This window comes from Micromonospora rifamycinica, assembly GCF_900090265.1.
GTDB lineage: Bacteria > Actinomycetota > Actinomycetes > Mycobacteriales > Micromonosporaceae > Micromonospora > Micromonospora rifamycinica.
The window spans coordinates 3,215,839-3,241,799 of the sequence record NZ_LT607752.1; the positions used below are offsets into that span (position 1 = coordinate 3,215,839).

The following is a 25,961-nucleotide window of genomic DNA, read 5'->3' on the forward strand; positions in this document are numbered from 1 at the left end:
TGCATAGGGTCGTGGGATCAGGTCGGTAGGCGCGACGGCGGCGACAGGGTGGGGACGGCGACGCTGATGACCGGCTCCGTGGGTGGGGCGTCGGACCGGGGGTCCGTCGTCGACCACGCGCTGCGGGCCGCCGCCCTGGCCATGCCGTCGGCCGAGGCGTTGGTGATCGACCCGGGATCCGCCGGGAACACCCTCGTCTGGCGGGACCTGGAGCGGCGTACCGCCCGGCTCGCGCGGCACCTCGACGAGGTCGTCGCCGCCCGGGCCGGGGGGCCGTGTGCCGTGGAGGTGCCGGCCGGGCGCAGCGCCTCCGCGTTGCTCTGGCTGGTCGCCGCCCTGCGTACGGCGCTCCCGGTGGTGCTGGTCGACCCGTCCGCGCCGCAGCGGGAGCGCGCGGCGGTACGCCGGGAACTCCGCGGCGCGGGTCTCGGCCTCGTCGTGCCGGCGGCCGGGGACGGCACTGTCGACGAACGCCGTCCGCCCGGACACCTGCCGGCGCTGGCCGGAGCGCCGCCGCGCGCCGCCGTGCCCCCGCACGCGCTGGTCCTCGCCAGCGGCGGCAGCACCGGACGCCCCAAGCTGGTCGTGGACACCACGATCCGCCGGCCGGCGGCCCACGAGCACCTCCAGGTGACCAGCCGGCTGGCGTGGCGGGCCGACCAGACCCAACTGGTCACCGGGCGGCTGCACCACGCCGCCCCGCTGACGTTCTTCGTGCGGGGCCTGGTCGACGGCAACCGGCTCGTCGTGCCGTCCCGGTACGCGTCGTCGATCGCCGCCCGCCTGATCGAGGAGCAACGGGTGCGGTGGATGCAGGCCACCCCGTTCCAGCTCCAGCACCTGGCGGCCTGGCTGCACGAGCACCCGGCCGACCTGGGCAGCCTGCGCGCCGTGCTGCACATGTCGGCGTCCTGCCCGCCGTCGGTCAGACGGCGGTGGATCGACTGGGTGGGCGCGGAGCACGTCTTCGAGATCTACGGGGCGACCGAGGGTCTCGGCCTGACCGTCGCGTCCGGCGCCGAGTGGCTGGCCCGGCCGGGAACGGTGGGCCGGGGCTTCTACACCCGGATCCGGATCCTGGACGAGGCCATGCGGCCGGTGCCCCGGCGGGCCGTCGGCACGGTGTTCCTGCGCAGTCTGGGTACCCCACCCACGGCCGTCTACCTCGGCGGCGACGCCCGGCTGGCCACCTCTCCGGACGGTTTCGGCAGCGTCGGCGACCGTGGCCGCCTCGACGAGGACGGCTATCTCTACCTCGAACCACGACGGGTCGACATGATCAACGTGGCCGGCGAGAACGTCTATCCGGCCGAGGTCGAGGCGGTGCTCGTCGGGTGTCCCGGCATCATGGACGCCGCGGTGACCGGGGTGGCCGACGACCGGCTGGGTGCCCGTCCGGTCGCCGTCGTCACCTGCTGGCCCGGTGTGACGCTGGACGAACGCGCCGTGCTCGCGTACTGCCGCGACCGGCTCTCGGCCTTCAAGACCCCGCTGTGGATCCGGGTGGTCGACCGGATTCCGGTCACCCCGGCCGGCAAGGTCGACCGTCGGGGGGTGGCCGACCTGGTATCCGGGTTCGGCTGAGGGGCGCTACCCGTCGTCGCCCGTCGTGGTCGCCGACGCCTGCGGAGCCGGACCGGCCGCTCCCTCCGCCCGGTCGGGCCGGCCGTCCGGCGGTGTGGTCGGCCAGTGCACCACGAGTTCCCCGTCGGCGGTGAACCGGAAGTCCGTCGGCGACAGCAGCGGATCAGGCATGGATCTCCTCCCGGGCGCGTACCCCGGTCATCGCGGGCAGGCGTCCGCCCGGCAGGGTCGCCCGGTCGACCACGTCGGCCCCGAGCACGAAGCGGCCGTCCCGCTCGTCGGCCAGGTCGCGCAGCACCTCCCGGAACCGCCGCATGGTCTTCGCGGTGGGCGTGTACGGCCCGAGCCGCAGCGGCAGCGCGAGGTACGCCTTGCCGTCGGTGACCACCAGCCGCCGGTCGATCAGGTGCGCCAGGACGTCCTCGACGGCCGCCTCGCCGACCCCCGGGTGCTCCTCCGCCACCGCCTTGTGCACCGAACTCAGGCTGCGGTACGAGTCGCAGGCCAGGAACACCGCGGTGGCCAGCGGCCGGTCGAGAACGGTCAGCGGCTGCACCGCCTCCGGGCGCAGGTCCCAGATGAGGGTCCGGCCGTCGACCAGACCGTAGAAGAGGTCGCTGCCGGCCTCGTAGGAGTCGGTCCAGCTCTGGCCCACCTCGATCACCTCGGCGGCGTAGTTGCTGCTGCCCGGCCGGTCGAGATAGTCGCAGTTGAAGAAGTAGGCGAGGTTGGACACGGCCCGGTCGTCGAGCGCGTAGATGTACCGGTACGCGGGCACCGGCCGGATGTTCGCCAGTTTGAAGCTCGTCGCCTGCTCGAACAATGGGCTGAACCTGTTGAGCAGCACCGGTCGCACGGAGGTGGGCGGGGGCAGGTGACTCAGTTTGCGCATCATCTCGGCCATCGTGGTGTAGTCCTCCGGCGATTCGTCGGGGATACCCCAGAGGATGTTCCAGAAGACCGTGATCCCCAGCTCCTTGCACCACTTGAGGAGCTGCACGTTCTGCAGACCGCGGACCCCTTTCCGCATCAGGGTGAGCACGTCGTCGGCGAGGCTCTCGATGCCGGGTTGCAGCGTCCGGATGCCGGCCTCGTGGAGCGCCTCCAGCTGCGGTCGACGCAGGTTGGCCTTGACCTCGTAGAACAGGTCGAGGCCCTTGGCCTTGCGGGCCAGCTCGGGAATCATGTCCTGGAAGTAGGCGTAGTCCAGGATGTTGTCGACCACCGTGACGGCGAGACCGGGGTGCCGGTCGGTGAGCGTGTCGAGTTCCCGCAGCGCGCGGCTGCTCGACTTGCTCCGGAACCGCATCGTCGCGCCGTTGAGACCACAGAACGTGCAGTGGTGCTTCTGCCCCCACCAGCATCCCCGCGACGTCTCGAACAGCAGGCTGGGCTTCACTGACCCGTCGAACCCGGCGGCCGCGAACTGCACGAAGTAGTCGTCGAAGTTCGGCTCCGGCAGGTCGTCCATCATCTTGACACCGGGCGCGACGGAGTACTGGGCGGCGAGCGCCAGCGCGTTCGGGGCCTTGCGCTGCCGCACCCCGGGCAGGTCCCCGAACGGTTCGCCGTCGATGATCCGGCGGATGATCTGCGGAAAGACGACCTCACCCTCGCCCGACACGGCGGCGTCCACCCACGGGAACTCGGTGACGAGCTGGTGGCCCATCACCCCCTCGCAGTTCGCGCCGCCGAAGATGATCGGGGTGTGCGGACTGAGCTCCCTGACCGCGCGGGCCACGGCCAGTGCGGCGATGTTCTGGTCGAACACGGTGGTGAAGCAGACGACGTCCGGCGCCATCGACACGATGCGGGCGGCGCTCTCGCGGACGAAGTCCGCCGCCAGGTCCCGGGCGGCCACCAGCTCGCTGATCAGGTCCTCGTTCAGCACCCGGCCGCCGTCGTCCGCGGGCACGGTCCAGGTCTCGCCGAAGCTCAGGACGTTGTCGACGTAGTCGCTGGCGGTGGCGTGGCCGGGGAACAGCGCGTCGGCGAACACCCATTCACCGAGGAGATTGCAGGTCGAGTCGCCGTCGGTGATGCGGTTGTACAACTGTGGGCTGATCCGTTTGGCGAATTCGATAGTCAGGTACAGGATGTCGACGTTCACGTCGTCGTTGGCCTGGACGAGGGCGGATTTCAGCAGGCTGAGGCCGAGTGACGGCAGCAGGAGTGGGCCGAACGGTGCCGAGACCAGCACGACATTGGCTTTACCGGTCGATGAGGGCTGTCCCATATGGCCACGTCTCCTCAGTCTGGAACGGTGACTCGGTGCTCCGGGTGATGTGTGGGTCGAGCCGAACCGGGAATAGGCCGGTGTCACCGCACCGGGTGACGACTGCGTGCCGTGGAAGACACCGGGCCGGGCCGGGAAGGGCTGGCGTCCCGCTGGGCCGATCGGCGTCGTGGACCGTGTCAACCCACCGTGGCACAACAGCTGCGACCGGTCAAGGTTCGATCGACGCTGGTCGAATTGCCGGCCACCGGGTTCCGGTTCGGCGACGACCCGGCACCCCGCCGCCGGGGTTCCCCCGGGGCAGGCGGTGCCGCCACGCTAAAATGGGCGGCGTTCGGCCACCTCAGGACCGGGTCGGCACGCTGCTTGCCCGAGATCGTGCGATCTTCCGGAAGCCACCCGAGGGGAGATCGACGACGTGAGGGACGACCGGGTGCCGCCGCACCGGGACCGGGACCGCAGACGGCGTGAACTGTCCCAGAACTTCCTGCGCTCGGCGGCGACCGCCGACTGGTTCGTCGACCTCGCGGACCTGCACCCGCGCGGCCTGGTGCTGGAGGTCGGGGGCGGCGAGGGCGTCATCAGCCGCGCCGCCGCGCCGCGCTGCCGCGAGCTGGACGTCTTCGAGATCGACCCGGTCTTCCTGACCCGGCTGGAGCGGTCGCTCGCCCCCCACGACAACGTCACCGTGATCGGCCGCGACTTCCTCTCCGTCCGGCCGCCGGACGAACCGTTCCAGGTCATCGGCAACGTTCCGTTCTCGATCACCGCCCCGGTGGTCGACTGGTGCCTGGACGCGCTGGCGCTCGACAACGCCACCTTCATCACCCAGCTCGAGTACGCGCGGAAGCGGACCGGCGACTTCGGCCGCTGGAGCCTGCTGACGGTACGCACCTGGCCGCTGTTCTCCTGGGAGCTGTGCGGCCGCATCCCCCGTACCGAGTTCCGCCCGGTGCCGAAGGTCGACGCGGGGATCCTCCAGCTCACCCAGCGACGGGAGCCGTTGGTGCCGCACGGCAGGTTGCGCGCCTACGACAGCATGGTCGAACTCGGCTTCACCGGCGTCGGCGGCAGCCTGTACGCCTCACTGGCCCGCCGGTTCCCGGCCGCCCGGGTCGCCAGGGCGTTCGCCGCCGCCGGGGTGGAGCGGGACCGGGTGGTCGCCTTCGTGCACCCGTCCGAGTGGCTCGACATCTTCACCTCGCTCGACGCCCGCAGGTGAGCGACCCGCCGCCCCGGCGCGCGGCCCCGCCGGCTCCCCCGGCACGGTGCCCCGCCGCCGTGCCGGGCGCGATGCCCCCGCCGCCGTCCCGGCACGGCCTTCCGGTCCGGGCGCGGTCAGTCGAGGTCGAGCCGGGAGAAACCGGGCGGCGCGTGGCGCAACGCCTCGACCAGGCGCATCGCCTGCACCGCGTCGCCGATGTCGCCGCCGACCGGTCGGCCGCTGAGCACGGCGTCCGCCAGCTCAATCATCTCGCCGGCGTAGCCCTGCAGGACCAGGCTGTTGTTGTGGTCGGTGGGGATGGTGAAGTCCGGCCGCCACGACTGCATCATGGCGGGGGTGGTGCCGTCGGCGTCCGCCCACAGCGGGGCCGCGCGCTCGACCGTCAGCTCGGTGAGGTCCCGCACCCGGAGCAGGGTCGAGTCGCCGGCCAGTTCGAGGGTCTCCTGCAGGCGCGGCTCCAGGGCGGACAGGGCCAGCATGGAGGCCGCACCCGACGAGTGCTCCAGCGTCAACGCGATCACGTGCTGCCCGTCGCGCTCCGACAGGTGGACCGTGCCCGCGACGACGTCCCCCATGAAGAAGCGGGCCAGGTCGAGCGCGTGGATGCTCATGAAGACGAGGTGGTCGAGCAGGGGTGCCGTCCGGACGTGGGAGTAGTTCAGCCGGAGCATCGACGGCCGGCCGAAGTCCGCGCCCAGGGCGGCCTGCCGGGCGAGTTGGTAGGCGCGGGCGTACCGCTTCTGGAAGCCGACCATGACCTGACGGTCACCGGCTGCCGCGGCGAGTTCGCACGCCGCCCGGTAGCTCATCGCCGGTGGCTTCTCGACGAACAGGTGCCGCCCCGCGGCGAGGACGTCCAGCCCCACCGAGTGGTGCAGGCCGGGTGGGCCGACGACCGCCACCACGTCGACCTCCTCGGCGGCGAGCAGGTCCTGGTGGCGGGTGTAGCGGGCGGACGCGCCGTAGGCCTGCGCCACCCGCTCGGCGCGGGACGGGTCGGTGTCGCAGACGGCGACGAGGTCGATGGGGGCGAACCGGAGCGCCGGCAGGATCGCCATCCACGCGTGGCTGCCGCAGCCGACCAGACCGAGCCTCACCCGTGTGGTCATCCGAACGCCTCCCCCGGTGGTGCTTGCCGGCCGAGGCCGAGCCGGTCGCCGATCACGTCGACCAGGGCCAGCGTCCGGGCCGCGCTGTGCAGGTCGGATTCGCAGGTCGCCGTACCCCGGACGACATCCTGGAAGTGCCGCAGCGCCGGACCGAAACCCATCGTGTCGACCGTCGTGTTCACCTGGTCGGGGATGGAGTAGTTCGGCCGCCACCGCTGCTCGGGGCCCTCCGGGGGCCGCAGCACGCAGGTGTCCACGTTGTCGACCAGGACCGAGCTGCCCGACCCGAACACCTCCACCGACTCGTTGTGCTGCTGCCAGCTCCCGGTGGTGCCGAGTTGCAGGCTGACCACCGCGCCGGACTCCGCCCGAGCGGCGACGGACAGCGCGTGCCGACCGCCGTCGCTGCGTCCCCGGGTCACGTGCAGGTCGTGGAGTTCACCGAGCAGGAACCGGGCCAGATCGAGATGGTGCACCGGGTTGTCGACCAGGTAGTCGTCGAGGCCGACGCCCATGTCACCCATGACGAAGGTGAAGGTGGCCAGCGAGGGCGCCCCGAACGAGGGATCCGCCAGCGCCGCCCGGGCCTGCCGGTAGGCCGGCGCGAACCGCTTCATGTAGCCGACCATCACCGGGACACCAGCCTCGGCGCTCAGCGCCGCGAGTCGGCCCGCCTCGGCCGATCCGCCGGCGCCCGGCTTCTCGGCGAAGACGGGAACCCGCGCCTCGACGCAGGCCCGGACCACCTCGCCGTACACCGACGGGGGGAGGCAGGCCACCACGGCCTCCACCCCCTCGCGCCGGAGCATCGCGGCCGGGTCGGCGTAGGCGGCCCGCGCGCCGAACCTCGCCGCCGCGGCCTGCGCGGAGGCCAGCCGCCGGGCACAGACGGCGGCCACGTCGAAGCCGAGCTGCACCAGGGCCGGGAGCAGAACCGAGGTCGCATGCCGGCCGCAGCCGACGACGCCGACGCGCATCACGGCGACCGCAGAAGCCGGTGCAGGAACTCCCGGCCGCGGCCGCTCTCGGCAGCGACCTGCTCGGGGGTGAGCCGGCCGTCGAACTCCAGTTCGAGGCAGACCGGCCGGGGGTTCGCGGCGAGGAAGCGGGCCAGCGCCGGCCAGTCGTACTCACCGTCGCCCGGCGTGTGGTGGACGTCGCCGTCCCGGTGGTCGCGGGCCTGGACCCGGGTGATCCGGTCCCCGATCAGCCGCAGCCCCTCCGCCGCCGGCGTCCCGCCGCAGGTGGCGTGGCTGGTGTCGTAGGTGACGCCGAGGGCGTCCTCGTCCGCGATCTCCAGCAGCCGGAGCGCTTCCGGGACGGTCTGCGCGTTCATCCCCCTATGCGGCGCCTCGACGCTGACGGTGACGCCGTGCCGGTCGCGGCCCCGGCGGAACGCCTCACCCGCCACGGCGGCGGCCCGGCGCAGTCCGGCGTCGGTGTCCTCCCGTTCGCCGACGTCCAGGATCAGCTCGCAGCGCAGCCCGGCGGCCAGCTCCAGCAGGCGGTCGGCGACCCGGAGCAGTTGGTCCGGGTCGGCCGGGTCGTCGCAATAGATACGGGGCGCTGAATTCAACGCGACCGGGCGGAGGCCGCAGCGGTCGAACAGCGCCGCGCTCCCGGCGACCGTTTCAGCGATGGGCGCCAATGGGTCCAGATGCGGGCAGAAATCGCCGAGAACGCCGATCTCGACCTCGGTGAACCCGATTGCGGCGATACGGTCGAGCGCATCCCCGATCGGGAGCACGCCGAACCCGATGGTGGAACAGGAAACCTGCATACCGCCCCTTAGCTCGTCCTCGCGGCAGGGCGATGGACCGTCGGGTGCTCCTGTGGCGACAGTAGGGTCACGTCCACCGCTGGTCAACATCGCGACGGTCGGATGCCGGACGCGCGCCGTGGACCGCCCGGCGGCCGGCGCGGCGCGCGGTCCGTCCCGCCGGCGAGACACTCCGCGATTGGCCCTACATATTCACTCACGACTTTCGGTGAACGCGACGGCACCTTGACTCGCCATTGGCGCGAATGTAGGCTCACCGCACCCGGCGCGAAATAACGACAGGGGGCCGCCATGAGCAGTGAGTATCACTCTACTCTCATCGCAAAAGCAATTGCCGAATATCCGAAGCTCGGCTATTCGATTCTTCCGGGATTCTTCACCGAGGAGGAGTTGGCCCCCGTTCTGAGCACGCTGCACGACACCCTTCCGGGGCCGGACGCCTTCGTGAACGGCTCCGCGGAGTTCCAGGAGTCGCACCGCACGAACTACCGCGCCGGCCTGGTCGACTGGCCGTACCCCAGCACCGAGCTGAGCCTGTTCGCGGTGCACCCGAAGCTGATCGAACTGTCCGAGATCCTGCTCGGCAGCCCGGACATCCGCATGTACAACGGCCACGCCTGGGTCAAGTACGCCGGGGCGTCCTACGACCAGGACCACCACCGCGACTACCGCGGGCACACCCCCGTCATCGCGTCCCAGGACCCGGAGTTCGCGCACGTCCAGTACTTCATCCTGCTGTCCGACGTGGACGAGGGGAACGGCCCGCCCATGTTCGTGGACAACCGGCTCGCCGAGGGCGTGCCGATGCACCCCCACCTGGCCCCCCGGGACGCCCACCCCGAGTTCTACGAGGCCGAGATCCCCGGCGTGGGGCCCCGGGGCACCGTCATCGCCTTCGACATCGACACCTTCCACCGCGCCACCGACCTCAAGCGGGACGGCGCGTCGCGGTACATGCTCCTGTCGTTCTTCCGACGGGCGGAGGCGAACTGGGTAGCCGGTCCGGGACGCGGCATCCTCACCGAGGACGCGGAATGGATCTCGTTCGTCGAGAACGCGAGCCGGCGGCAGTTGGACATGCTCGGCTTCCCGGCCCCCGACCACCGCTACTGGACCGACGAGATCAAGCAGGCCTACGTCGGCCGTTACCCCCACGCGGACCGGTCCTGGCTGGGGTTGGCGTAGGACCCGCGGACAGCAGGTAGGGAGCGCCGGTGCGGCTGCCACACACCCCCGGCCCGGCCAGGCGGTCGGTCCAGTACCTCCGGTACCGGACCGGACTGATCAGGTCGGTGCACACCTTCCACCGGGAGGCGGTGGAGCGGATCACCCTCGTCGTCCCGGACTCGCTCGGTGACATCGCCATCAACTCCGCGATCACCAGGGCCATCCGGCTGCGGGGGGCACCGGCGGAGATCACGCTGCTCACCGACCGCAAGTACGCCTCGGCGGTCGCCTTCAACCCGGACTACGACGCGGTGGCCCTGCTCGACGGCTACACCGACAAGCCACCCTGGGCGCTCACCTACCAGGAGCAACTGGCCGCGGCGAAGGCGCTGACCCCGGCGATGGACGCCCTGGTGCTCTGCCAGCCGGGTGCCTGGTGCGACGCCCTCTGGTCCCGGTTCCACTCGCTCGACATCCAGTACCGGCTGAGCGGCACCCCGCCGGCACTGCGCCGGCTCCCCCGGCTCACCGTCCCGGCCGGGGCCGCGGAGGCCGTCCGGCCGATCCGGCAGCGGGCCGTGGGGCGGACCGCCTTCATCGCGCCCGGCGCCTTCACCCTGAAGTTCGGCGCGGCCGGCGAGCGGTTCTTCACCGAGCTGGCGGCGCGTCTCGTCGGAGCCGGCTGGCAGGTCTACTGGAACGGCGCCGAAGCGCCGTCGCCCGCCGGCGGGGCACCGGGTGGCGCGGGATCGGTCGTCGCCGTGGGTCACCTGCCGCTGGCCCAGGTCGTGGCCCTGGCGAGCAGCTGCGAGCGCGCGGTCTGCGCCCGCAGCGGTCTGGCCGACGTCATCACCTTCTGCACCCCGGAGCTGCCCCAGTACGTCCTGTATCCCCGGACCCGGTATCCCTATTCGCGCCGACCTGTCCGGGAGTGCTACTCGCTACGGGCGATGGGCGGGGTGAACGTCCGCGAAAGCGAGAACTCACTGGACACCGACGCCGATCTGTCGGCCGAGCTCGCCGCTGTCGGACAATGGCTCGAATCCCCCCGGAAGCATACCGAGTCGACGCCGTGAGCAGCGCCGTCGATGCCCCCGACAGGGTGGTCCCGCCGACTCTGGGCTTGCCGCCTGGCATTGATTAAGCTCAGCACATGCCAGTCTTCGACAATTTGGTCGCCGCCTATGCGGCGGAGGGCTACGCAGTTTCGACCGGCCTCAACCCGACCGTGTTCCACAATCTGCACAGCGTCCCGTTCACCTGGCTGATCCGCGACGGCGTCGAGGTGGCGGACGGGCTGGGGATCTCGCTGCCGGAGATCTACCTGCTCGAGTGCCTCGCCGCGGTCCGACCGGCCGAGTCGATCCTGGTGATCGGGAACTCGTTCGGCTGGAGCACGCTCGCGCTCGCGCTGGCACAACCCCAGGCACGGGTGGTCGGGCTGGACTCGGCCGCCGACCGGTTCTCCCTGGAGGGGCTCGAGTTGACCGCCCGGATCGCCGGCCGGCTCGGCCTCGACCGGGTGTCCCCGGTCCGGGGAACGTCACCGGTCGACATTCCCGCCACCGTCGAGAAGCACCTCGGCGGGCAGGTGGATCTCGCCTTCGTGGACGGCCACCACACCAGCGACCAGATCGTCGCCGAGTACCGCGCGCTGCGTCCGCTCCTCACGCCGGACGCGATGGTCCTCTTCCACGACGTCCAGTACACCGGGCTGCAGGCGGGCTTCGACACCATCGTCGAGGAGTCCGGCTGGCAGGGCAGCATGCTCCACGCCACCCCGTCGGGCATCGGGTTCCTCACCGCCGATCCGTCACCCGCGCTGGCCAGGGTGATCGCGGCGTTCGCGACCGACCCGTCCGCCCTGGAGGTCGTCCGCAGGAAGGGGGAGCGCTTCGGTGCGGAGTTCGGCAGCTGAGCCGGACTCGTCGGTGGGTCGCCGCCCGGATCCGCGGTGACCGTCCCAGTCAAGCCGTCCGGTCCCCCGACGCCGGGTCAGCACGAGTGCGAGGGAGTATCCCGTGTCCAGGACGATCGTTCTCGGTATCAACTCGGCGCACGACGCCGCCGCCTGCCTACTCGTCGACGGTGAGATCGCGGTGGCCGTCCCGGAGGAGCGGCTGGCCCGTACCAAGCACTACGAGGGCTATCCGCACCGCGCCGTCGACTACTGCCTGCGCTCCGCCGGCCTGGCCGACCTGACCGCGGTCGACACGGTCGTCATCAACGAGTACGTCAAGGACGACACCGGCCTGCTCGTCCGTCAGGCCGGCTTCACGGGGGACCTCGTGGTCAACCCGTCGCACCACCTGCTGCACGCCTACTACGCCTGGATGGCCTCGTCCCTGCACCGGCCGGCGGTGCTGATCCTGGACGGCGCGGGCTACCACTACGGGGAGTACCAGCGCCGGCAGAGCCCGATGCTGGGTCCGCCGCCGCCGTTCTCGGAGATGGAGGAGTCCGAGTCGATGTACGTGGTGCGCGACGACGAGGAGCTGACGCTGGTGCGCAAGCGCTGGGGCCTGTGGGCCTCCAGCGACCCGTTCCTGCGCTTCCCGAGCCTCGGGCACATGTACTCGGTGGCCTCCGAGTACATCTTCGGGCACATGATGCACGCGGGGAAGACGATGGGCCTGGCGCCCTACGGCGACGCGTCCCGGTTCCCCGACCCGATCATCGAGTACACGCCGGACGGGCTGGTCATCGACACGGAGTGGATCACCAAGGTGCCGCCCCGCTCGGCCGAACCGGCGCACCTCGACGACATCTGCCGGGACATGGCCGCCAAGGTGCAGGCCGAGCTGGAGCGAGCGGTGCTGTACCTGTGCCGCGAACTGCACGAACTCACCGGGGCCGACGAACTGTGCGTGAGCGGCGGCGTCGGGCTGAACAGCGTGACCAACGGCATGATCCTGCGGGACACCCCGTTCAACCACCTCTTCGTGACGCCGGCGTCGGGTGACTCGGGGGTGGCGATCGGGGCCGCCCTGTACGGGCACCACCGCCGCACCGGACGCCGGGTGCGGTGGAAGGCCTACGACAACTACCACGGGCACTCCTACTCGACCGCGCAGATGCAGCGCGCGGTCACCAGCCGCGACGTCCTCGTCGACGCCCGCCCGGTGACCGACCTCACCGGGCAGGCCGCCCAGGACATCGCCGACGGCAGGTTCGTCGGCTGGTTCGAGGGCGGCAGCGAGTTCGGCCCGCGGGCGCTCGGGCACCGCAGCATCCTCTGCGACCCCCGCCCGCCCGAGATGCGCGACCGGCTGAACGCGCTGGTCAAGTTCCGCGAGCCCTTCCGCCCCTATGCCGCGTCGGTGCTCTCCGAACACGTCGGCGACTACTTCGAGGCACCCGACGACGACCCCTTCATGATGACCGTCGTCCAGGTCCGGCCGTCGCAGGCCGACGTGATCGCCAGCGTCTGCCACGTGGACGGCACCTGCCGCATCCAGACGGTCGACCCGGACCACGCCGGCAGCTACCGCCGGCTGATCGAACGGTTCCACGAACTGACCGGCCTGCCGCTGGTGCTGAACACGTCGTTCAACATCCGGGGCGAACCCGTGGTGGAGACGCCCGACGACGCCCTGGAGTGCTTCCTCGGCTGCAACCTCGACGTGCTGTACCTCGACGGCCACCGGATCACCAAGTACGTCGCCCGCACCGCGGAGCACCCGGAACGGCTCGTGCCCAGGCTGGCCACGTCGCTGACCATCCGGGCGACCGTCGGCAACGACGGGGGCGCGGCGACCGAGCCCCGATACCAGTGCCAGAAGAAGACCGGCCACCTCACCACGCTCTCCGCCGAGGAGTACGCGGTGCTGTCCCTGATGGACACCCGACGGAGCATCGCGGACCTCGCCGCGGCGCTGCCGGGGTGGACGACCGAGGACGCGGTGCACCTCGTCGCCGACCTCCAGGAGCGCGGTCTGGTCTACCTCGCCCGCCCGGCCGACGGCGGCTGAGCCGGCTACCGGCCGCGCCGCCGCACGCCGGCCTCGGCCAGCGGCGCGAGCACCGGCCCGGTGACCGGCACGTCCCCCAGGGCGTCGTCGATCGCGGCGAGGACGTCCGCGCCGAGGGCGACGGAGGAGGCGGCGGCGTTGGCGTGCACCTGCTCGGGGCGGCTCGCTCCGGTGATCGCCGAGGCCACCTCGGTGCGCCGGAGCACCCACGCCAGGGCCAGTTGCGACATGGTCAGCCCGACCGCGGCGGCGACGGGCCGTAGCCGCTCGACGGCGGCGAGCGTACGCTCGGACAGCAGCGGATCCATCGAACCGCTCCGCAGTTCGCCCGCCGCCCGGGAGCCCGGCGGCGGCGCCTGCCCGGGACGGTACTTGCCGGTCAGGACGCCCTCGGCGAGCGGCGACCACACGACGTGCGAGATGCCGTGCCGGGCACCGAGCGCGAAGAGTTCGGCCTCCGGCGCCCGCCACAGCATCGAGTACTGCGGTTGCGACGACACGAACAGGTCCGGCCCGCCGATCTCGACGGCCGCCTCGACCTGTTCCGTGGTCCACTCGCTGAAGCCGAGGTACCGGGCCTTCCCCTGCCGGACCACCTCCTGCAGCGCCGCCACGGTCTCTTCGAGCGGGACGGTCACGTCGAACCGGTGGGCCTGGTACAGGTCCACGTGGTCGACCCGCAGCCGGCGCAGGGAGGCGTCGATCTGCTTGGCGATCTGGGCCGCCGACAGGCCCCGGTCCGCCTCGTCGTCGGACATCTGGCCCCAGACCTTAGTCGCCAGGACGTACGAGTCCCGCGGGTGCCGGGTGAGGATCTCCCCCCAGGCCGCCTCGGCCGCGCCCCGACCGTACGCGTTGGCGGTGTTGAAGAAGGTGACGCCGACGTCGAACGCCGCCTCCGTGCAGCGGCGGATGAGGTCGGTGTCGACGCCGACGGCGTACACCAGTCCCAGCGAGATCTCCGAGACCTCGACCCCGGAACCCCCGAGTTGTCGATAGCGCATCAGTCCACCCTCGTCTGCGTGCGGTGACGTCGGTCAGTGGGCAGCGTCCAGGGTCGCGCGCTGCCGTGGGGTCAGCTCCAGGTCGACGGCGGCGAGGCTCTCGTCGAGCTGGGCCACCGACGACGCGCCGACCAGCGGGACGACCGGCACCTCCCCGCCGATCAACCAGGCGAGCACCACCTGGTGCGCCGTCGCCCCGACCTCCTCGGCGACCCGGTGCAGGGCGGCCAGCCGGGTCGGCGTGCCCGCGTGGTCCAGGTCGGGATCGGTGGGCCTTCCTCCCCGGGCGTACGCCCCACCGAGCACCGCCGAGTAGGCGACCAGGGTCAGCTCCGGGTGCGCGCGGACGTAGCTCAGCAGGTCCCCACCGGCGTTGCCGGGCCGACCGTCCACCGTGCGGAACCCCGGCGTGTCCGACCGTCTGCGCAGGTAGCTGTGCTGGTACTGGAGCACCTCGTAGCCGGGGACACCGGCGGCGGCGGCGAGCGCGCGGGCCCGCTCCACCCGCCACGCCCACTGGTTGCTCACGCCGAGCAGACCCACCGACCCGTCCGCGACCAGACCCGCGAAGGCCTCCACCACGTCCTGCTGGGGGACGGCCATGTCGTCCTGGTGCGCGTACAGCAGATCGAGCCGGTCCGTGCCGAGGCGCTCCATGCTGTCCAGCGCGGCCCGGCGGATCACCGCCGGCGCGAGCCCTTCGACGTTGCTCGGCTTGGCGACCTCGTCCAGGCTCAGCCCGTCGGCCACCGGCCGGTCGCCGACCTTGGTGGCGATCGTGATCTCGTCGCCGACGCCCCGGGACCGACGCCAGCGGCCCAGCACGCTCTCGCTCTCGCCGCCGCGGGTGCCGGTCAGCCAGAACGCGTAGTTGTTCGCCGTGTCGACGAAGGTTCCGCCGGCCGCCACGTACCGGTCCAGGATGGCGAACGAGGTCGACTCGTCGACGGCGCTCCCGAATGTGATCGCGCCCAGGCCGAGCACGCTCACCGTCCGCCGGGTGGCCGGATCCCGGCCGATCGTGCGGTACCTCACCCGATCACCTCCTCGTCGCGGGTGGCGGAACAGCCGAGTTCGGCGGAGTGCGACCGCAGCTCCGTCGCCGCGTGTTCCAGGTCGCCGAGGTCGACGTCGTCGACGAACTCGACCTTTGCGATGTCGAGCAGCACCGGCAGCCGGAGCCGCCCGCCGCGCAACGCCGTCGTCGACCGCAGGGCGGACCGCAGCAGGCCCGGATCGGCCAGGAGGGGATGCCAGAGCGGGAGCCCCAGCGTGCGGCCCAGCACCGACAGGATCTCCAGGCCCAGGTCGGGGGCGAGGTTGCCCCGCTGCATGGAGAGGACCACCGAGAGCGCCATGTCGATCCCGACCCACTCGCCGTGCGACAGGGTGGACCCCGGGGCCATCTCGAAGGTCGGTGAGACGGAGTGCCCGAAGTTCATCGTCCGCCACAGCCGGGCCTCCCGGAGGTTGTCGGCCAGCTCGGTGAGCATCGGCAGGATCGCCCGCCAGAGCACCTCCCGACCGACCGGATGCTGCATGCGTCGCTCCCGCAGCTCCCGGCCGTGCGAGATGAGCATGTGCCACAGCGCGACGTCCTCGGTGAGCGCGACCTTGGCGATCTCGGCCAGGCCGGCCGCCGTGTGCCGCTCGCTCTCGGTGGCGCACAGTTCGAGGCAGTGCAGCGCCAACGGGGCCGGGGCGAAGGTGCCCAGCGCGTTCTTGACGCCGGCGTGGTTGACCCCGACCTTGGCCGCGATGCCCGCGTCGCAGAGGCCGAGCAGGGTGGTCGGGATCCGGACCGCCGGCATGCCGCGGTAGAGCGTCGCCGCCAGCAGCCCGCCGATGTCGGTGATCGTGCCGCCGCCGACGAGGATCAACGGCTGGCTCCGCCGGTCCAGGTCCAGGGCGAGCAGCCGGGCGGCCAGTTCGCTGTACTGGGTGAGGTTCTTGGACTCCTCGCCGCCGTCGGCCTCGATCCAGACCGGGTCGATGCCGAACCGCTCGAAGAGGCCGGCGAACCGGCTGCCGAAGAGGCTCCGGACGGTACGGTCGATGATCACCGCGCGCCGGCCGGGCGCGTTCGCGGTGGCGTACACCGGGTCGCTGAGCCGGAACAGGTCGGGCACCGCCTCCGGGGTGGCCCGGAGCAGGTCGTCGACGAACCGGACCCGCCAGGTCCGCCCCTCCGCCACGGACGTGGCGGTGATCCAGTCGCCATCGGTCGCAATCGGCACTTCGGCTGTCCTCCCTCTGGACTACGGGCCAGTCGCCCACCGGTATCCGACGGGGATGGGCGCCACCGTCTCGTCGGTGCCGGTGTCGAGCGGTCAGCCCGCCGGCCGGGTGAGCGCCGTCGGCCGACCGGAGTCGGCGGCGGCCGACAGGGCGTCGACGACCAGCGCGCAGCGGTACCCGTCCTCGAAGTCCGCGGCCGACTCCCGGACCGACGTGCGGCCCGCCACCGCGCGCAGGAAGTGCGCGGCCTGATGGGTGAAGGTCTCGGTCCAGCTGATCGGATGGCCCGGCTCCGGCCACCACATCGCCATGAAGGGGTCGCTCGGCCGGGTCACCTCGATGAGCGTCGCCCGGTGCCCCGGGGTGATGCTCCACAGCTCGTTGAGTCGCGGTGACTCCCAGCGCAGCGCCCCTTTGGTGCCGGTGACGGTGAACCGGCACTCGCTGGTGACCCCGCCCGCCACCCGGGAGCCCCGCACGGTGCCGTGTGCACCGGAGCGGAACTGCAACGTCCCGCTGAAGAAGTCGTCCCGCACCGCCGGGGACGGGTTGAGCTTGCCCCGCTGCGCCTGCACGGTCGTCGGTTCACCGGCGAACCAGAGCGCCAGGTCCAGGATGTGCGGTCCGAGACCGAGCAGCGCGCCGTCCTGCGGCGGGGGCGGCCACACCGCGACGTCGTCGGCGTCGTGCTCCGGCAGGCCGATGGACTCCAGGAAGGAGCCGTCGAAGGCGACCACCTCACCGATCTCACCGGCGGCGACGAGATCGTGCGCGAGCCGGACGGCCGGCGCGAAGCGGAAGTTGAAGCCGCACATGTGCACCACCCCGGCCGCCTCCGCCGCCCGCCACATCTCGTAGGCGTCGGCCGCCGTCGCGGCCAGCGGCTTCTCGCACAGCACGGCGTGGCCCGCCCCGATAGCGGCCATGGTCGCGGCGTGGTGCAGCTCGGTGGGCAGGACCACGTCCACGGCCGACAGCCCCGGACCGTCGAGCTGCGCCCGCCAGTCCGTGAACGCCTCCCGGTAGCGGTACTGCGCGGCGGACCGGCGGGTCCGGTCGGGGTCACGGCCCGAGATCGACCGCAGCTCCACCGGTGGGAGGTCCGGCACCAGCAGGCCCGCGACCACCAGAGCGAGTGTGTGTGCCCGGCCCATGAAGCCGTTGCCGACCATGGCCACCCCGACGGGATCGGCCGGTGCCCGCACGATGTCGTCCCCCACGTCTCCGAACCTACCTACGGGATTTGAACTGATCAATGGAATGCTCCTCCCGTGGGACGACCCGCCGTCACAGGGCCGGGTCGATGTCGACGCGCAGCCCGCCGAGGCCCCGGTCGCGCGGCAGGTTCACCGCGTACGCGGTCGGCAGCCCCGAGGGCTTGGCGTCGTTGACGACCACCCGCTCCCCCAGCGGCAGCCCGAACATCGCCCGGTCCACCCGCAGGCCGAGCCGGGCCAGCAGGTCGAGGGTCCGGGCCCGCTCGCTCTCCGGACGACCGGTCATCACCACCACGACGTCGTCCGGGGCGATCTGCGCCCAGAAGCCGGCCGCGCCGTCGAGGACCTCGTCGTCGCCGCCGAGGTAGGCGTTGTGCCGGAACACCACGCCGTCGAGGTCGACGATCCACACCTTGGGCAGCTCGCTGAGCGTCAGCCTGGGTCCTGTCATGCCGCCTTCTCCAGCAGGTAGACGCCCTGGTAGAAGGCGCCCATGGCGGAATCCACGTCGTCCAGCGCGTACCCGGTCAGGGACAGCCAGATGAGGGCGTGGATGACGTCGACGTCGCTGCCGAACCACCCGGTGCGCTCCCGGACGAGCGGCCCCTGCCGTTCCCACCCGTTCGAGGCGATCCGCAGCGTGACGACGTCACCGGCGACGGTCAGCGCAAAGTTCCGGCGGTTGAACTGGTCGTAGTTCCCCTCGACCGAGTACAGCAGCTTGGACCAGTCGTAGCGGGGGTCGCCATAGCAGGTGGCCCGGCCGAACGTCCCCCGCGGATCGATCAGCCAGATGCCACCGGCCCGGTCCACCAGGGTGTTGGAGAACGTCGGGTCGCCGTGGACGAGCGCGTGGTCGACCGCGGGCAGCCGGTCCATCGTCGCGGCGAACCAGTCCGCGTGGCGCGGGTGCAGCGGGTTGCGGCAGGTGCGCCCGTTGATGACCAGCGAGGGCCGGTCGACGTTGGGCAGCAGCCGGCGGACCGAGGCCAGCCGGCTGACCGTCTTCTCGTGGTAGACCATCCGGTCCGACTCGGGGTCGGGTGGCGCGGGGCTGAGGGCGTGCAACCGCGCGAAGCAGTCCATGATGCCGGTGACCACCCGCGCCTGGCCGTCCGGCGTCAGGTCCAGGTCGAACGGGTGGACGCCGTCGATGCGCTCGATCGTCAGCGGCGACCGGCCGCGCAACCGTGGAACGTGCGGAAACCCCAGGTCGGTGACCGTCTCGTACCAGTGCGCCTCGGCCTCGATGAGGTGGTCGTACTGCCGCAGCCGGGCCGCCTTGACCACCACCTCGTCCCGGATCTCCACCTCGTTGAAGAAGCGGGCCGTCTGCCCCCCGTGCTCCTGCGCGTACCCGCGCACCGCCTCCAGGGTGCCGAACTCCCGCATCCCGGGCACCACCACGGTGTCGACGGGGGTCGACGACGTCCGTAGGTGCCGGACGAACTCGCCCTGCTCCGGCAGGTCGGGCAGGTGCTTCCTGGACGGGACCGCGAACAGGCCGGCCACCCCGCGCCGGTCCGACGCAACCTCGACCAGCCGGCCCTGGTCGTCGACGCTCCACCGGCAGCGGAACCGGTCGCTCAGGCCGACCAACACGCGGTCGCCCAGCTCGGCGGTGGGGAACTCCGCGAAGAACAGGTCGCACCAGAGGATCAGGAAGGCCGAGGTGTCGTCCACGACGGACACCGCCGTCGACAGCCCGCTCAGGGTGCCCTCGCCGGTCGCCCGGACGACGACGTGGTCGACCTTCGGGGGCACCGTCGCCAGGTACGCCGCCAGCACGTCGGCGTGGTGGTCCGCGACGATCACGAACCGGGCCCGGGGCAGCTGGCGGAAGAGCCGGTAGAGCAGCGGCTCGCCGTCGACCGACAGCAGGCACTTGGGCTTGTTGGCCGTGAGCCGGCCGAGCCGGGATCCACGTCCACCGGCCTGCACGATCACCGAGGGGATCTCGTCCAGCCTCATCTGACCCGCACCGGTCCGAGGCCGATGGTGCCGCCCGGGTGGGTCCTGCGGAAGGCCGCTTCCGACAGCCCCGCCGCGCTGGCGAGTTCGGCGGCGAGCGACTGGAGCAGGCCGAGGAAGCAGATCGAGGAGGCGGTCGGCGCGAGGTCGAGGTGGTCGGCCTCGCTGACCATCGGGACGTGGACCCCGCCGCGGCAGCTCGTCGCCAGCGTGGAGCCGGGGGCCGAGTGGATGGCGAGCGTGTTGGAGTGGCCGACCTGCCGGCACGCGTCCAGGAAACGGAGGAGTTCCGGCGTCTCACCGCTCTTGGAGATGAGGATCAGCAGATCCTCCGGCCGGAACAGGCCCATGCCGCCGTGCAGTGCCGCGACGGGGTCGGCGCTGACCGCCCGCAGGGACAGCGAGCTGAACGTCGAGGCCACCTTGTCGGCCAGCACCAGGTTTTGCCCGACGCCGCTGAAAATCAGCAGGCCGGTGCAGCGCCGCACCATTTCCACGGCCCGGTCGACCTCGGATCCGTCGAGATTGTCGGCCGTGTGCTGGAGATTCTCAATCTGGCATCGCAGACTTTCTCGCCAGGATCCGTTTCGAGCTGACACTGTATTCCAGCCTCACCGGCGGCGCCCGCCGCCTTGCTCCTTACTACCCTTCGGCCACTGCCCGTGCAAGGGTCCGCACTTCCGCCGGCTAATGATCCGCGAACCGGTTTATCATTTGTTCGACGTGCCGTTCGTAACTGTGGTTGTCGACGAGGTGTTTCTCGAGTTCCGCCGGCTGGCCGAAGCGCCGCGGATCGGCCATCACCCGGTCGAGGGCGGCCCGCAACGCGGCGACGTCGCCGGTCGGCACCACCAGGCTGGCGGCCACCTCCGGCACCTGTGTGCGCAGCTCCTCGGTCACGACGATCGGCTTGGCGAAGGTCAGCGCGTGGACCAGCGCGCCCGAGACGCCGCCGTGGGCCTCGAAGCCGGCCAGGTAGGGGAAGACCACGACGGCCGCCCCGGCGATGAGCTGGTCCAGCCGATGGTCGTCGACCCACCCGGGTTCCCACGTCACCCGGGCGCGGGGGAACGTCCCGGCCAGCCAGTCCGCGTCCTCGGGCACCTCCAGCTTTCCGCCGATCCGCAGCCGGTGTCCGCCCGAGCCGACCGCTTCGAGCAGCACGCGGATTCCCTTGTACCGGTTCCCCCGTCCGATCAGCAGGACGTACGGTTCGTCGCCGGCCGGCGCGGCCGCAGCGGCGGCGAAGCGACGCCGGATCGCCTGCTCGGTCGCCGCCGGCCAGCCCAGGTGGACGATCCGGTCGGCCGGTATCCAGCGGGACGCCTGACGGAGACCGGCCGAGGTGTGCACGACGATCGGATCCGTGGCCGCGAGCCGCCTCAGGACGCCGACCGCGTCGCCCTGTTTGACGGCGTTGATGCCCCCCATGGTGCCCTCGATCGCGCCCGGACGGTGCAGCGTGTGGGCCATCCGGATGCCGTGCCGCGTGATCGGGAAGGCATCCCAGTTCTCGTCGAGGAACAGGTTGACCAGGACGTCGGCTCCCTGCCGTACCGCCTCCGCGCAGGCCGCGCCGAGATTGGCCCGGGCCGGTCCCGGGGTGCGGTCCACGTCGCCGGTCATCGGGTGGTGGATCAGCCCGGTCAGCCCTCGACGGCCCGCCAGGAAGCTGTCCGGGCAGTAGATCGGCGCCCGCGCCGCCCGGCCCAGGCCGACGATGTGGTCCGGGTGGTGACCCGGCACCTCCCCGTAGTCGTCGAAGAAGGCGAGCCTCATCGACCGGCCCCTGCGGGTTCACGCATCTCGTCCATCCTCACCATGGCTGTCGGTCGGATCAGGGTGTGTCCCGCTGGCGGGACCGGTCGGGTCAGATCCGACCGTCCCGGACCGCGGTGGCGATCCACGGGATCACCACGTCGAGCATCTCGTCGAGACTGGTGGTCGCGGTGAAACCGAGGAGTCTCTCCGCCTTGCCGACGTCCGGCACGCGCAGCTGGACGTCGTGCTCGAAGGGGGTGTCGTGGACCAGTCGGAGGGGGACCGACGGCCCCTTGACCCTGCGCCAGATGGCCCCGGCGAGTTCGGCGACCGTGGTGGACTCGGCGGTGGAGAGGTTGAAGTCCTCGTTCAGCGCGGCCGGGTGTTCCATCGCGACCACGATGCCGCGGGCGAGGTCGGCACCGTAGGTGTAGTGCCGGACCTGCCGGCCGTCGCCGAGGATGTGCAGCGGATCCTGACCCTTGAGCACCTTCTGCACCAGGTCCGGCACCACGTGGGACATCGCGAGCTTGACGTTGCCCGAGTGGACGTCGTGGTGCCCGAGGGCGCGGGTCTCCCCGATGCCCACGCAGTTGAACGGCCGCACGATGGTGTACGGCAGCCCGTACTGCTGGTGCGCCGCGCGGGCATAGTACTCGACCGCCAGCTTCTGGAAGCCGTACGACGACACCGGCGGGGGGACACGGCGTTCGTCACCCTCCAGGGACGGCCACCGGTCGGTGGACTCGAACACCATGGACGACGACAGGTAGGTCACCTTCCGCAACCGGCCCTCCTGGTGCGCCCGGATGGCGGCGTCACAGGAGGACGCCATGATCCGTTCGTTGGTGGCGAGCAGGTCGTAGGCGTACCGGTGGAAGTAGGAGATCCCACCGATCATGGCCGCTCCGGCGATGAAGTGGTCACAGTCGGTGAGCAGCTCCGACAGGAGGTCGGTGTCGCGGGCGTCACCCTCGACGAAGCGGTACGCCGGGTGCTGGTCGTACTCGCGGGAGACCCGGCCGTACTTCGAGTAGTTGTCGATGCCGACGACCTCGTGCCCCCGGCTCAGCAGCTCCTCGACCAGGTAGCCACCGATGAATCCGGCCGATCCGCTGACCAGCACCTTCGGCATTCGCCGCGCCTCCGTTCGTCGATGTCTGCGAGCCGGTCGGCAAAACCGGTGTCCCCTGCGCCCCCGTCGGCGCTCAGATCAGCACGCCCCGGCCGGTGAGGCCCCAGATGTCGATCACCGGGGTCGCGGCGGGAAGGTCGCGGTACTGCTCGTGCGGGGCGGCGATGACGAGCAGTTCCGCGTCGGCGAGCACCCGCTCGTGCGGTACCAGCCGTTGGTCGTCGACGAAGGGGTCGGCACACAGCACCGCCGCCGCCTTGAGGAGCAGGATCTTGCGGAGCCGGTAGGCCAGTGACTCCCGGGGGTCGTCGCTGCCGCCCTTGAAGGCCATGCCCAGGATGCCGACCCGCATGGTGGACAGGTCGAACCGCTCCTCCAGCCGGGCCACCACGTAGTTGGGCAGCCCCTCGTTGACCAGCATCGCGGAGTGCCCGAGCGGGAAGTTGTTGCCGTTGAACGCCGCGAGCTGCATGGTGTCCTTGAACAGGCAGGGTCCGGCCGCGAACCCCGGGCCGGGCAGGTCGGCCGCCCGCGGGTAGTCGTACCGGATCGCCTGCCGGACCCGCTCGAAGTCGAGGCCCGAGTCGTTCGCGATCATCCAGAACTGGTTCGCCGCCGCGAACTTGATGTAGCGCCAGCTGTTGGTGAACAGCTTCGCCAGCTCCGCCTCCTCCGGGGTGAGCGGCACGATCTGCGGGGTCAGCGAGCGGAACAGCGTGGCGGCCCGCGCGAACGCCCGCGGGGTCCGCCCGCCGACGATCTGCGGGAGTTCGAAGAGCTCCACCAGCGCCCGGCCCTCGGCGATGCGCTCCGGGCAGAAGGCCACGTCCACGTCCGGCAGGCCCAGGCCCGCGATCAGCCGCTCGGCCATCGCGGTGACCCCCGGGTAGACGGTCGAACGCAGGGCGACGAAGTGGCCGGGGCGCAGGAAGGGGGCGTAGCGTTCCAGGGCCGTCGACACGGCGGTCACGTCGGGGCTGAGGTGCTCGTCCACCGGCGTGCCGACCACCACCACGAGGTGCTCCGACTCGCTCACGCAGGACGGGTCGACGGTGGCGCGCAGCGCGCCGGAGGCGAGCACGGAGGGCAGCAGCTCGTCGGCCCCGGGCTCGGCGAAGGGCATCCGACCCGCGTTCACCAGGTCGACCGCGACGCCGTTGACGTCGCACAGGACGACCGAGAGGCCGCGTGCCGCGAAGGCCAGCCCCAGCGGCAGGCCGACCCGCCCGCACCCGCCGATGATCGCGACGTCGGTGACGAACCGGGACGTGTCCACTGCTCTCCCCTCGACGAGTTGACCCGTATCGATCATCGAAGCGGTGGCGCATCTCTCTCGTATCACCGGTCCACGAGGGGGACTCTATCGATCACCGGCAGCTCAGGCAATCATGTTGATCCATTCCATACCACGATCGGAATCAATGGTGTCGCACCCGGCAAAGCAACCACACCGCCGTCGGCCCACCACCCTCCCGGTGATCTTTTCGCCCTGGCCAGCGGCACATTGCCCAGCTTGTTGCTCTTGACTTTCCCCGGTGGTTTCCGGCGAGAATGGATCTCTCGCCTTTGGACGATCTTGTTCGGGAGAATGGGTACGCCGACGTGCCCCGACCCCGTGCGCCCCACCCCGATGCCAGGCACGAGCGACGGTAACGGTAGAGGTCGGTGATACCGGATGGACTTCCGACGCTGCACCGGACACGGACACCGGCCACCGGGCCGGATCCCCGCCGGGATCTCCACCCGACGTGCGGTCGACCAGACCCTCCGTCCGACCGACGACCCACCGGACGGCTGCGGATGACGCCGACGGTCCCGACGAGGGAAGGCGGTGACGTGGCGGTGCATCCCTCCACCCGGACGAAGGACACCCGGACCGGACCACCGAAGACCGCCCCACTCGACGTGCAGTTCGACATCCTCGCGACACCGCGTACCGGCATCGAATTCCCCGAACACCTGCCGTACGAGAAATGGCTCGGCATCGGCCGGCGGCTGGCGGCGGTCAGCACCTGGTCGGCCTGGTGTCTGGGAGACTGGCTGCTCTACGGGGAGACCGCGTACAGCGGGCGCTACAGCGACGCCATCGAGCAGACCTCGCTCGACTACCAGACCCTGCGCAACTACGTCTGGGTGGCCCGACGTTTCCCGCTGTCCCGGCGGCGCGACGCGCTCAGCTTCGCCCACCACGCGGAGGTCGCCCGGCTGAGCGAGCACGAACAGGACTTCTGGCTGCGCAAGGCCGAGAAGCTCTCGTGGTCGAGAAACCGGCTGCGCAAGGAGGTCCGGGCCAGCATCGCGGAACGGTCCGCCGAGGCGATCCCGCCCGGGCCCGACGAGGCGAACCTGGACGACCGGGGCCGGGCCGGTGACAGCACCCACATCAAGGTGCGGTTGTCGCCGGAGCAGATCCGGTCGTACAGCGCAGTGGCCGAGAAGCTCGGGCACAGCCTGGAGGAGTGGGCGATCGGCGCGCTCGACCGGGCCGCCCGCGAGGAGCTGGCGGTCGGCGGCCCCGACCGGCCCGCCGACGAGGCACCGGGACGCCCCGGCGACTCCCGCCGGGGCGGCCTCTTCGCGGGAATCGGCTGACCCGCGCCCGGCACGCCGGTCCACGCGGCTTTCCCGCGCCCGGGGCGCCTGCGGCGTGGCCCGGCGACCGGCCACGAGATCGCAAAAAGCCGGCACCAGTCCTGGACTGGTGCCGGCTTTGCGTCTACGCAAGTGGAGCCGAGGGGACTCGAACCCCTGACCCCCACACTGCCAGTGTGGTGCGCTACCAGCTGCGCCACGGCCCCTTGCGGTAGTCCCGGTGTCCCGGGCACGGAGAGAACTATACACACGCCGCGCCGCATGGTCATCTCGCGGGGGTACCCCTGGACCGGCCCCCGGGGACGCCCGGTGGATCAGTTCAGCGCCACGTCCGGAGGGAAGTGCGCGACCGCCGCCATCATGCCGCCCTGCCGGCGCAGCACCATCGGCCAGAGGTCGTCCGGACGGTCGACGAAGGCGTCGCCGGGCAGCGCGTCGAGCACGAACCAGGACCCGTCCTCGATCTCCTGCTCCAACTGCCCTGAGCCCCAACCGGAGTAGCCGGCGAAGACCCGGATGCCGCCGATGCTGTCCCGCATCCGCTCCGGATCGACCGACAGGTCGACGGTGCCGACCGCGCCGGAGATCGGCTGGAAGCCCTTCAGCCGCCGCATCGGGTGCCGCATCCGGGCCAGGCAGATCGCCGACTCCGGCTGCACGGGACCGCCCTCGAAGAGCACCGCCGGGTGCCGGGCCAGGTCGCTCCACTCACCGAGGACGTCCGCGACCGGGACCTCGGTGGCCCGGTTGAGCACCACCCCGAGCGCCCCGCCGGCCTCGTGGGCGACCAGCAGCACGACCGTACGGTCGAAGTTCGGATCCTTGAGGGCCGGTGTCGCGACCAGCAGCCGCCCGGTCATCGACTCCACGGCACGACCGCTGATCGCCGGTCCCTCCCCCTGCGTGTCGGACATCGTCAGCCGCGCACCGGGTCCGACAACCGGGCACCACCGACCATCCGTGCTGTCACC

23 protein-coding genes and 1 tRNA gene are annotated in these 25,961 nt (G+C 71.5%); 7 read left to right on the top strand and 17 right to left on the bottom strand.

The annotated features are described in order from the left end of the window. Positions 1–66 precede the first annotated feature (66 nt). Positions 67–1,584 (top strand): AMP-binding protein, encoded by a 1,518-nt coding sequence (locus GA0070623_RS13025; protein ID WP_089004029.1) that lies wholly within the window; start codon positions 67–69, stop codon positions 1,582–1,584. Positions 1,585–1,590: 6 nt separating this feature from the next. Here the strand turns inward: GA0070623_RS13025 and GA0070623_RS29950 are convergent, their stop codons facing one another. Together GA0070623_RS29950 and GA0070623_RS13030 are read right to left on the bottom strand one after the other, a co-directional pair. Continuing rightward, entirely contained in the window at positions 1,591–1,755 is a 165-nt protein-coding gene (locus GA0070623_RS29950) for a hypothetical protein (RefSeq protein ID WP_157517440.1), read from the bottom strand. Further along, a complete protein-coding gene (locus GA0070623_RS13030) occupies positions 1,748–3,784 on the bottom strand; it encodes a RiPP maturation radical SAM C-methyltransferase (RefSeq protein WP_067302012.1) in 2,037 nt (678 codons plus the stop codon). Before GA0070623_RS13030 ends, GA0070623_RS29950 begins: the two co-directional genes overlap by 8 nt. A 469-nt stretch (positions 3,785–4,253) precedes the next feature. Between GA0070623_RS13030 and erm the strand changes: the two genes are divergently transcribed. After that, positions 4,254–5,042 carry an ErmE/ErmH/ErmO/ErmR family 23S rRNA (adenine(2058)-N(6))-methyltransferase gene (gene erm / locus GA0070623_RS13035; protein ID WP_067302096.1) on the top strand — a complete coding sequence of 263 codons (789 nt, stop codon included), beginning with the start codon at positions 4,254–4,256 and terminating at the stop codon, positions 5,040–5,042. Between the two features lie 116 nt (positions 5,043–5,158). Here erm and GA0070623_RS13040 read toward each other — a convergent pair whose 3' ends face one another. Genes GA0070623_RS13040 through GA0070623_RS13050 form a run of 3 tightly spaced genes read right to left on the bottom strand, consistent with a single transcriptional unit; the run spans position 5,159 to position 7,934 of the window. Beyond that, entirely contained in the window at positions 5,159–6,154 is a 996-nt protein-coding gene (locus tag GA0070623_RS13040) for a Gfo/Idh/MocA family oxidoreductase (RefSeq protein WP_067302008.1), read from the bottom strand. After that, positions 6,151–7,131: a Gfo/Idh/MocA family protein gene (locus tag GA0070623_RS13045; protein ID WP_067302006.1), complete on the bottom strand. Its 981-nt coding sequence runs from the start codon at positions 7,129–7,131 to the stop codon at positions 6,151–6,153. The genes GA0070623_RS13040 and GA0070623_RS13045 overlap by 4 nt, the downstream gene beginning before the upstream one ends. Next, a complete protein-coding gene (locus GA0070623_RS13050; RefSeq protein WP_067302002.1) occupies positions 7,131–7,934 on the bottom strand; it encodes a sugar phosphate isomerase/epimerase family protein in 804 nt (267 codons plus the stop codon). Before GA0070623_RS13050 ends, GA0070623_RS13045 begins: the two co-directional genes overlap by 1 nt. Before the next feature lie 291 nt (positions 7,935–8,225). On the opposite strand from GA0070623_RS13050, the gene GA0070623_RS13055 reads away from it, so the two are divergent. The 4 genes from GA0070623_RS13055 to GA0070623_RS13070 all read left to right on the top strand — a co-directional run bounded on the left by GA0070623_RS13055 (position 8,226) and on the right by GA0070623_RS13070 (position 13,072). Beyond that, positions 8,226–9,119, top strand: coding sequence for a phytanoyl-CoA dioxygenase family protein (locus tag GA0070623_RS13055; protein ID WP_084261038.1), 894 nt, complete (start codon positions 8,226–8,228; stop codon positions 9,117–9,119). Positions 9,120–9,148: 29 nt separating this feature from the next. After that, the gene (locus tag GA0070623_RS13060) at positions 9,149–10,177 is read left to right on the top strand and encodes a glycosyltransferase family 9 protein (protein ID WP_067301997.1); all 1,029 of its coding nucleotides are present in this window, start codon (positions 9,149–9,151) and stop codon (positions 10,175–10,177) included. Between the two features lie 77 nt (positions 10,178–10,254). Further along, positions 10,255–11,019 (top strand): class I SAM-dependent methyltransferase, encoded by a 765-nt coding sequence (locus GA0070623_RS13065; RefSeq protein WP_084261037.1) that lies wholly within the window; start codon positions 10,255–10,257, stop codon positions 11,017–11,019. Between the two features lie 103 nt (positions 11,020–11,122). After that, positions 11,123–13,072: a carbamoyltransferase family protein gene (locus GA0070623_RS13070; protein WP_067301990.1), complete on the top strand. Its 1,950-nt coding sequence runs from the start codon at positions 11,123–11,125 to the stop codon at positions 13,070–13,072. 5 nt (positions 13,073–13,077) lie between these two features. On the opposite strand, the gene GA0070623_RS13075 is transcribed toward GA0070623_RS13070, so the two are convergent. The 10 genes from GA0070623_RS13075 to GA0070623_RS13120 all read right to left on the bottom strand — a co-directional run bounded on the left by GA0070623_RS13075 (position 13,078) and on the right by GA0070623_RS13120 (position 23,674). Beyond that, the gene (locus tag GA0070623_RS13075; RefSeq protein ID WP_067301986.1) at positions 13,078–14,076 is read right to left on the bottom strand and encodes an aldo/keto reductase; all 999 of its coding nucleotides are present in this window, start codon (positions 14,074–14,076) and stop codon (positions 13,078–13,080) included. Between the two features lie 33 nt (positions 14,077–14,109). Continuing rightward, a complete protein-coding gene (locus GA0070623_RS13080; RefSeq protein WP_067301983.1) occupies positions 14,110–15,111 on the bottom strand; it encodes an aldo/keto reductase in 1,002 nt (333 codons plus the stop codon). Then, a complete protein-coding gene (locus GA0070623_RS13085; RefSeq protein WP_067301981.1) occupies positions 15,108–16,313 on the bottom strand; it encodes a 3-dehydroquinate synthase family protein in 1,206 nt (401 codons plus the stop codon). The genes GA0070623_RS13080 and GA0070623_RS13085 overlap by 4 nt, the downstream gene beginning before the upstream one ends. Positions 16,314–16,406: 93 nt before the next feature. After that, positions 16,407–17,534 carry a Gfo/Idh/MocA family protein gene (locus tag GA0070623_RS13090; protein WP_067301978.1) on the bottom strand — a complete coding sequence of 376 codons (1,128 nt, stop codon included), beginning with the start codon at positions 17,532–17,534 and terminating at the stop codon, positions 16,407–16,409. A 67-nt stretch (positions 17,535–17,601) separates the two neighbouring features. Further along, positions 17,602–17,982 carry a hypothetical protein gene (locus GA0070623_RS13095; protein ID WP_089004031.1) on the bottom strand — a complete coding sequence of 127 codons (381 nt, stop codon included), beginning with the start codon at positions 17,980–17,982 and terminating at the stop codon, positions 17,602–17,604. Beyond that, complete coding sequence (locus GA0070623_RS13100; RefSeq protein WP_067301972.1) at positions 17,979–19,502, bottom strand: NTP transferase domain-containing protein; 1,524 nt, start codon at positions 19,500–19,502, stop codon at positions 17,979–17,981. Before GA0070623_RS13100 ends, GA0070623_RS13095 begins: the two co-directional genes overlap by 4 nt. Then, a complete protein-coding gene (locus tag GA0070623_RS13105; RefSeq protein ID WP_157746972.1) occupies positions 19,499–20,101 on the bottom strand; it encodes an SIS domain-containing protein in 603 nt (200 codons plus the stop codon). Before GA0070623_RS13105 ends, GA0070623_RS13100 begins: the two co-directional genes overlap by 4 nt. Positions 20,102–20,189: 88 nt before the next feature. Continuing rightward, positions 20,190–21,281 (bottom strand): glycosyltransferase, encoded by a 1,092-nt coding sequence (locus GA0070623_RS13110; protein ID WP_067301967.1) that lies wholly within the window; start codon positions 21,279–21,281, stop codon positions 20,190–20,192. Between the two features lie 91 nt (positions 21,282–21,372). Further along, positions 21,373–22,398 carry an NAD-dependent epimerase/dehydratase family protein gene (locus GA0070623_RS13115; RefSeq protein ID WP_067301964.1) on the bottom strand — a complete coding sequence of 342 codons (1,026 nt, stop codon included), beginning with the start codon at positions 22,396–22,398 and terminating at the stop codon, positions 21,373–21,375. Between the two features lie 73 nt (positions 22,399–22,471). After that, positions 22,472–23,674 carry a nucleotide sugar dehydrogenase gene (locus tag GA0070623_RS13120; protein ID WP_231932773.1) on the bottom strand — a complete coding sequence of 401 codons (1,203 nt, stop codon included), beginning with the start codon at positions 23,672–23,674 and terminating at the stop codon, positions 22,472–22,474. Positions 23,675–24,234: 560 nt separating this feature from the next. On the opposite strand from GA0070623_RS13120, the gene GA0070623_RS13125 reads away from it, so the two are divergent. Then, on the top strand, positions 24,235–24,990 hold the full coding sequence (locus GA0070623_RS13125; RefSeq protein WP_089004033.1) for an LmbU family transcriptional regulator: 756 nt from the start codon (positions 24,235–24,237) through the stop codon (positions 24,988–24,990). 133 nt (positions 24,991–25,123) lie between these two features. Here the strand turns inward: GA0070623_RS13125 and GA0070623_RS13130 are convergent. Then, a tRNA-Ala gene (locus GA0070623_RS13130) sits at positions 25,124–25,196 on the bottom strand. Positions 25,197–25,304: 108 nt separating this feature from the next. Beyond that, positions 25,305–25,904, bottom strand: coding sequence for a YqgE/AlgH family protein (locus GA0070623_RS13135; RefSeq protein ID WP_067301959.1), 600 nt, complete (start codon positions 25,902–25,904; stop codon positions 25,305–25,307). Positions 25,905–25,961: the final 57 nt, after the last annotated feature.

Bases quoted from the DNA above. Each gene is read 5' to 3' on its own strand.
- GA0070623_RS13135 (WP_067301959.1), bottom strand. From the start codon at position 25,904: ATGTCCGACACGCAGGGGGAGGGACCGGCGATCAGCGGTCGTGCCGTG.
- GA0070623_RS13055 (WP_084261038.1), top strand. From the start codon at position 8,226: ATGAGCAGTGAGTATCACTCTACTCTCATCGCAAAAGCAATTGCCGAA.
- GA0070623_RS13065 (WP_084261037.1), top strand. From the start codon at position 10,255: ATGCCAGTCTTCGACAATTTGGTCGCCGCCTATGCGGCGGAGGGCTAC.
- GA0070623_RS13040 (WP_067302008.1), bottom strand. From the start codon at position 6,154: ATGACCACACGGGTGAGGCTCGGTCTGGTCGGCTGCGGCAGCCACGCG.
- GA0070623_RS29950 (WP_157517440.1), bottom strand. From the start codon at position 1,755: ATGCCTGATCCGCTGCTGTCGCCGACGGACTTCCGGTTCACCGCCGAC.
- GA0070623_RS13115 (WP_067301964.1), bottom strand. From the start codon at position 22,398: ATGCCGAAGGTGCTGGTCAGCGGATCGGCCGGATTCATCGGTGGCTAC.
- GA0070623_RS13025 (WP_089004029.1), top strand. From the start codon at position 67: ATGACCGGCTCCGTGGGTGGGGCGTCGGACCGGGGGTCCGTCGTCGAC.
- GA0070623_RS13100 (WP_067301972.1), bottom strand. From the start codon at position 19,502: ATGAGGCTGGACGAGATCCCCTCGGTGATCGTGCAGGCCGGTGGACGT.
- GA0070623_RS13095 (WP_089004031.1), bottom strand. From the start codon at position 17,982: ATGACAGGACCCAGGCTGACGCTCAGCGAGCTGCCCAAGGTGTGGATC.
- GA0070623_RS13045 (WP_067302006.1), bottom strand. From the start codon at position 7,131: ATGCGCGTCGGCGTCGTCGGCTGCGGCCGGCATGCGACCTCGGTTCTG.
- GA0070623_RS13110 (WP_067301967.1), bottom strand. From the start codon at position 21,281: ATGAGGCTCGCCTTCTTCGACGACTACGGGGAGGTGCCGGGTCACCAC.
- GA0070623_RS13075 (WP_067301986.1), bottom strand. From the start codon at position 14,076: ATGCGCTATCGACAACTCGGGGGTTCCGGGGTCGAGGTCTCGGAGATC.
- GA0070623_RS13050 (WP_067302002.1), bottom strand. From the start codon at position 7,934: ATGCAGGTTTCCTGTTCCACCATCGGGTTCGGCGTGCTCCCGATCGGG.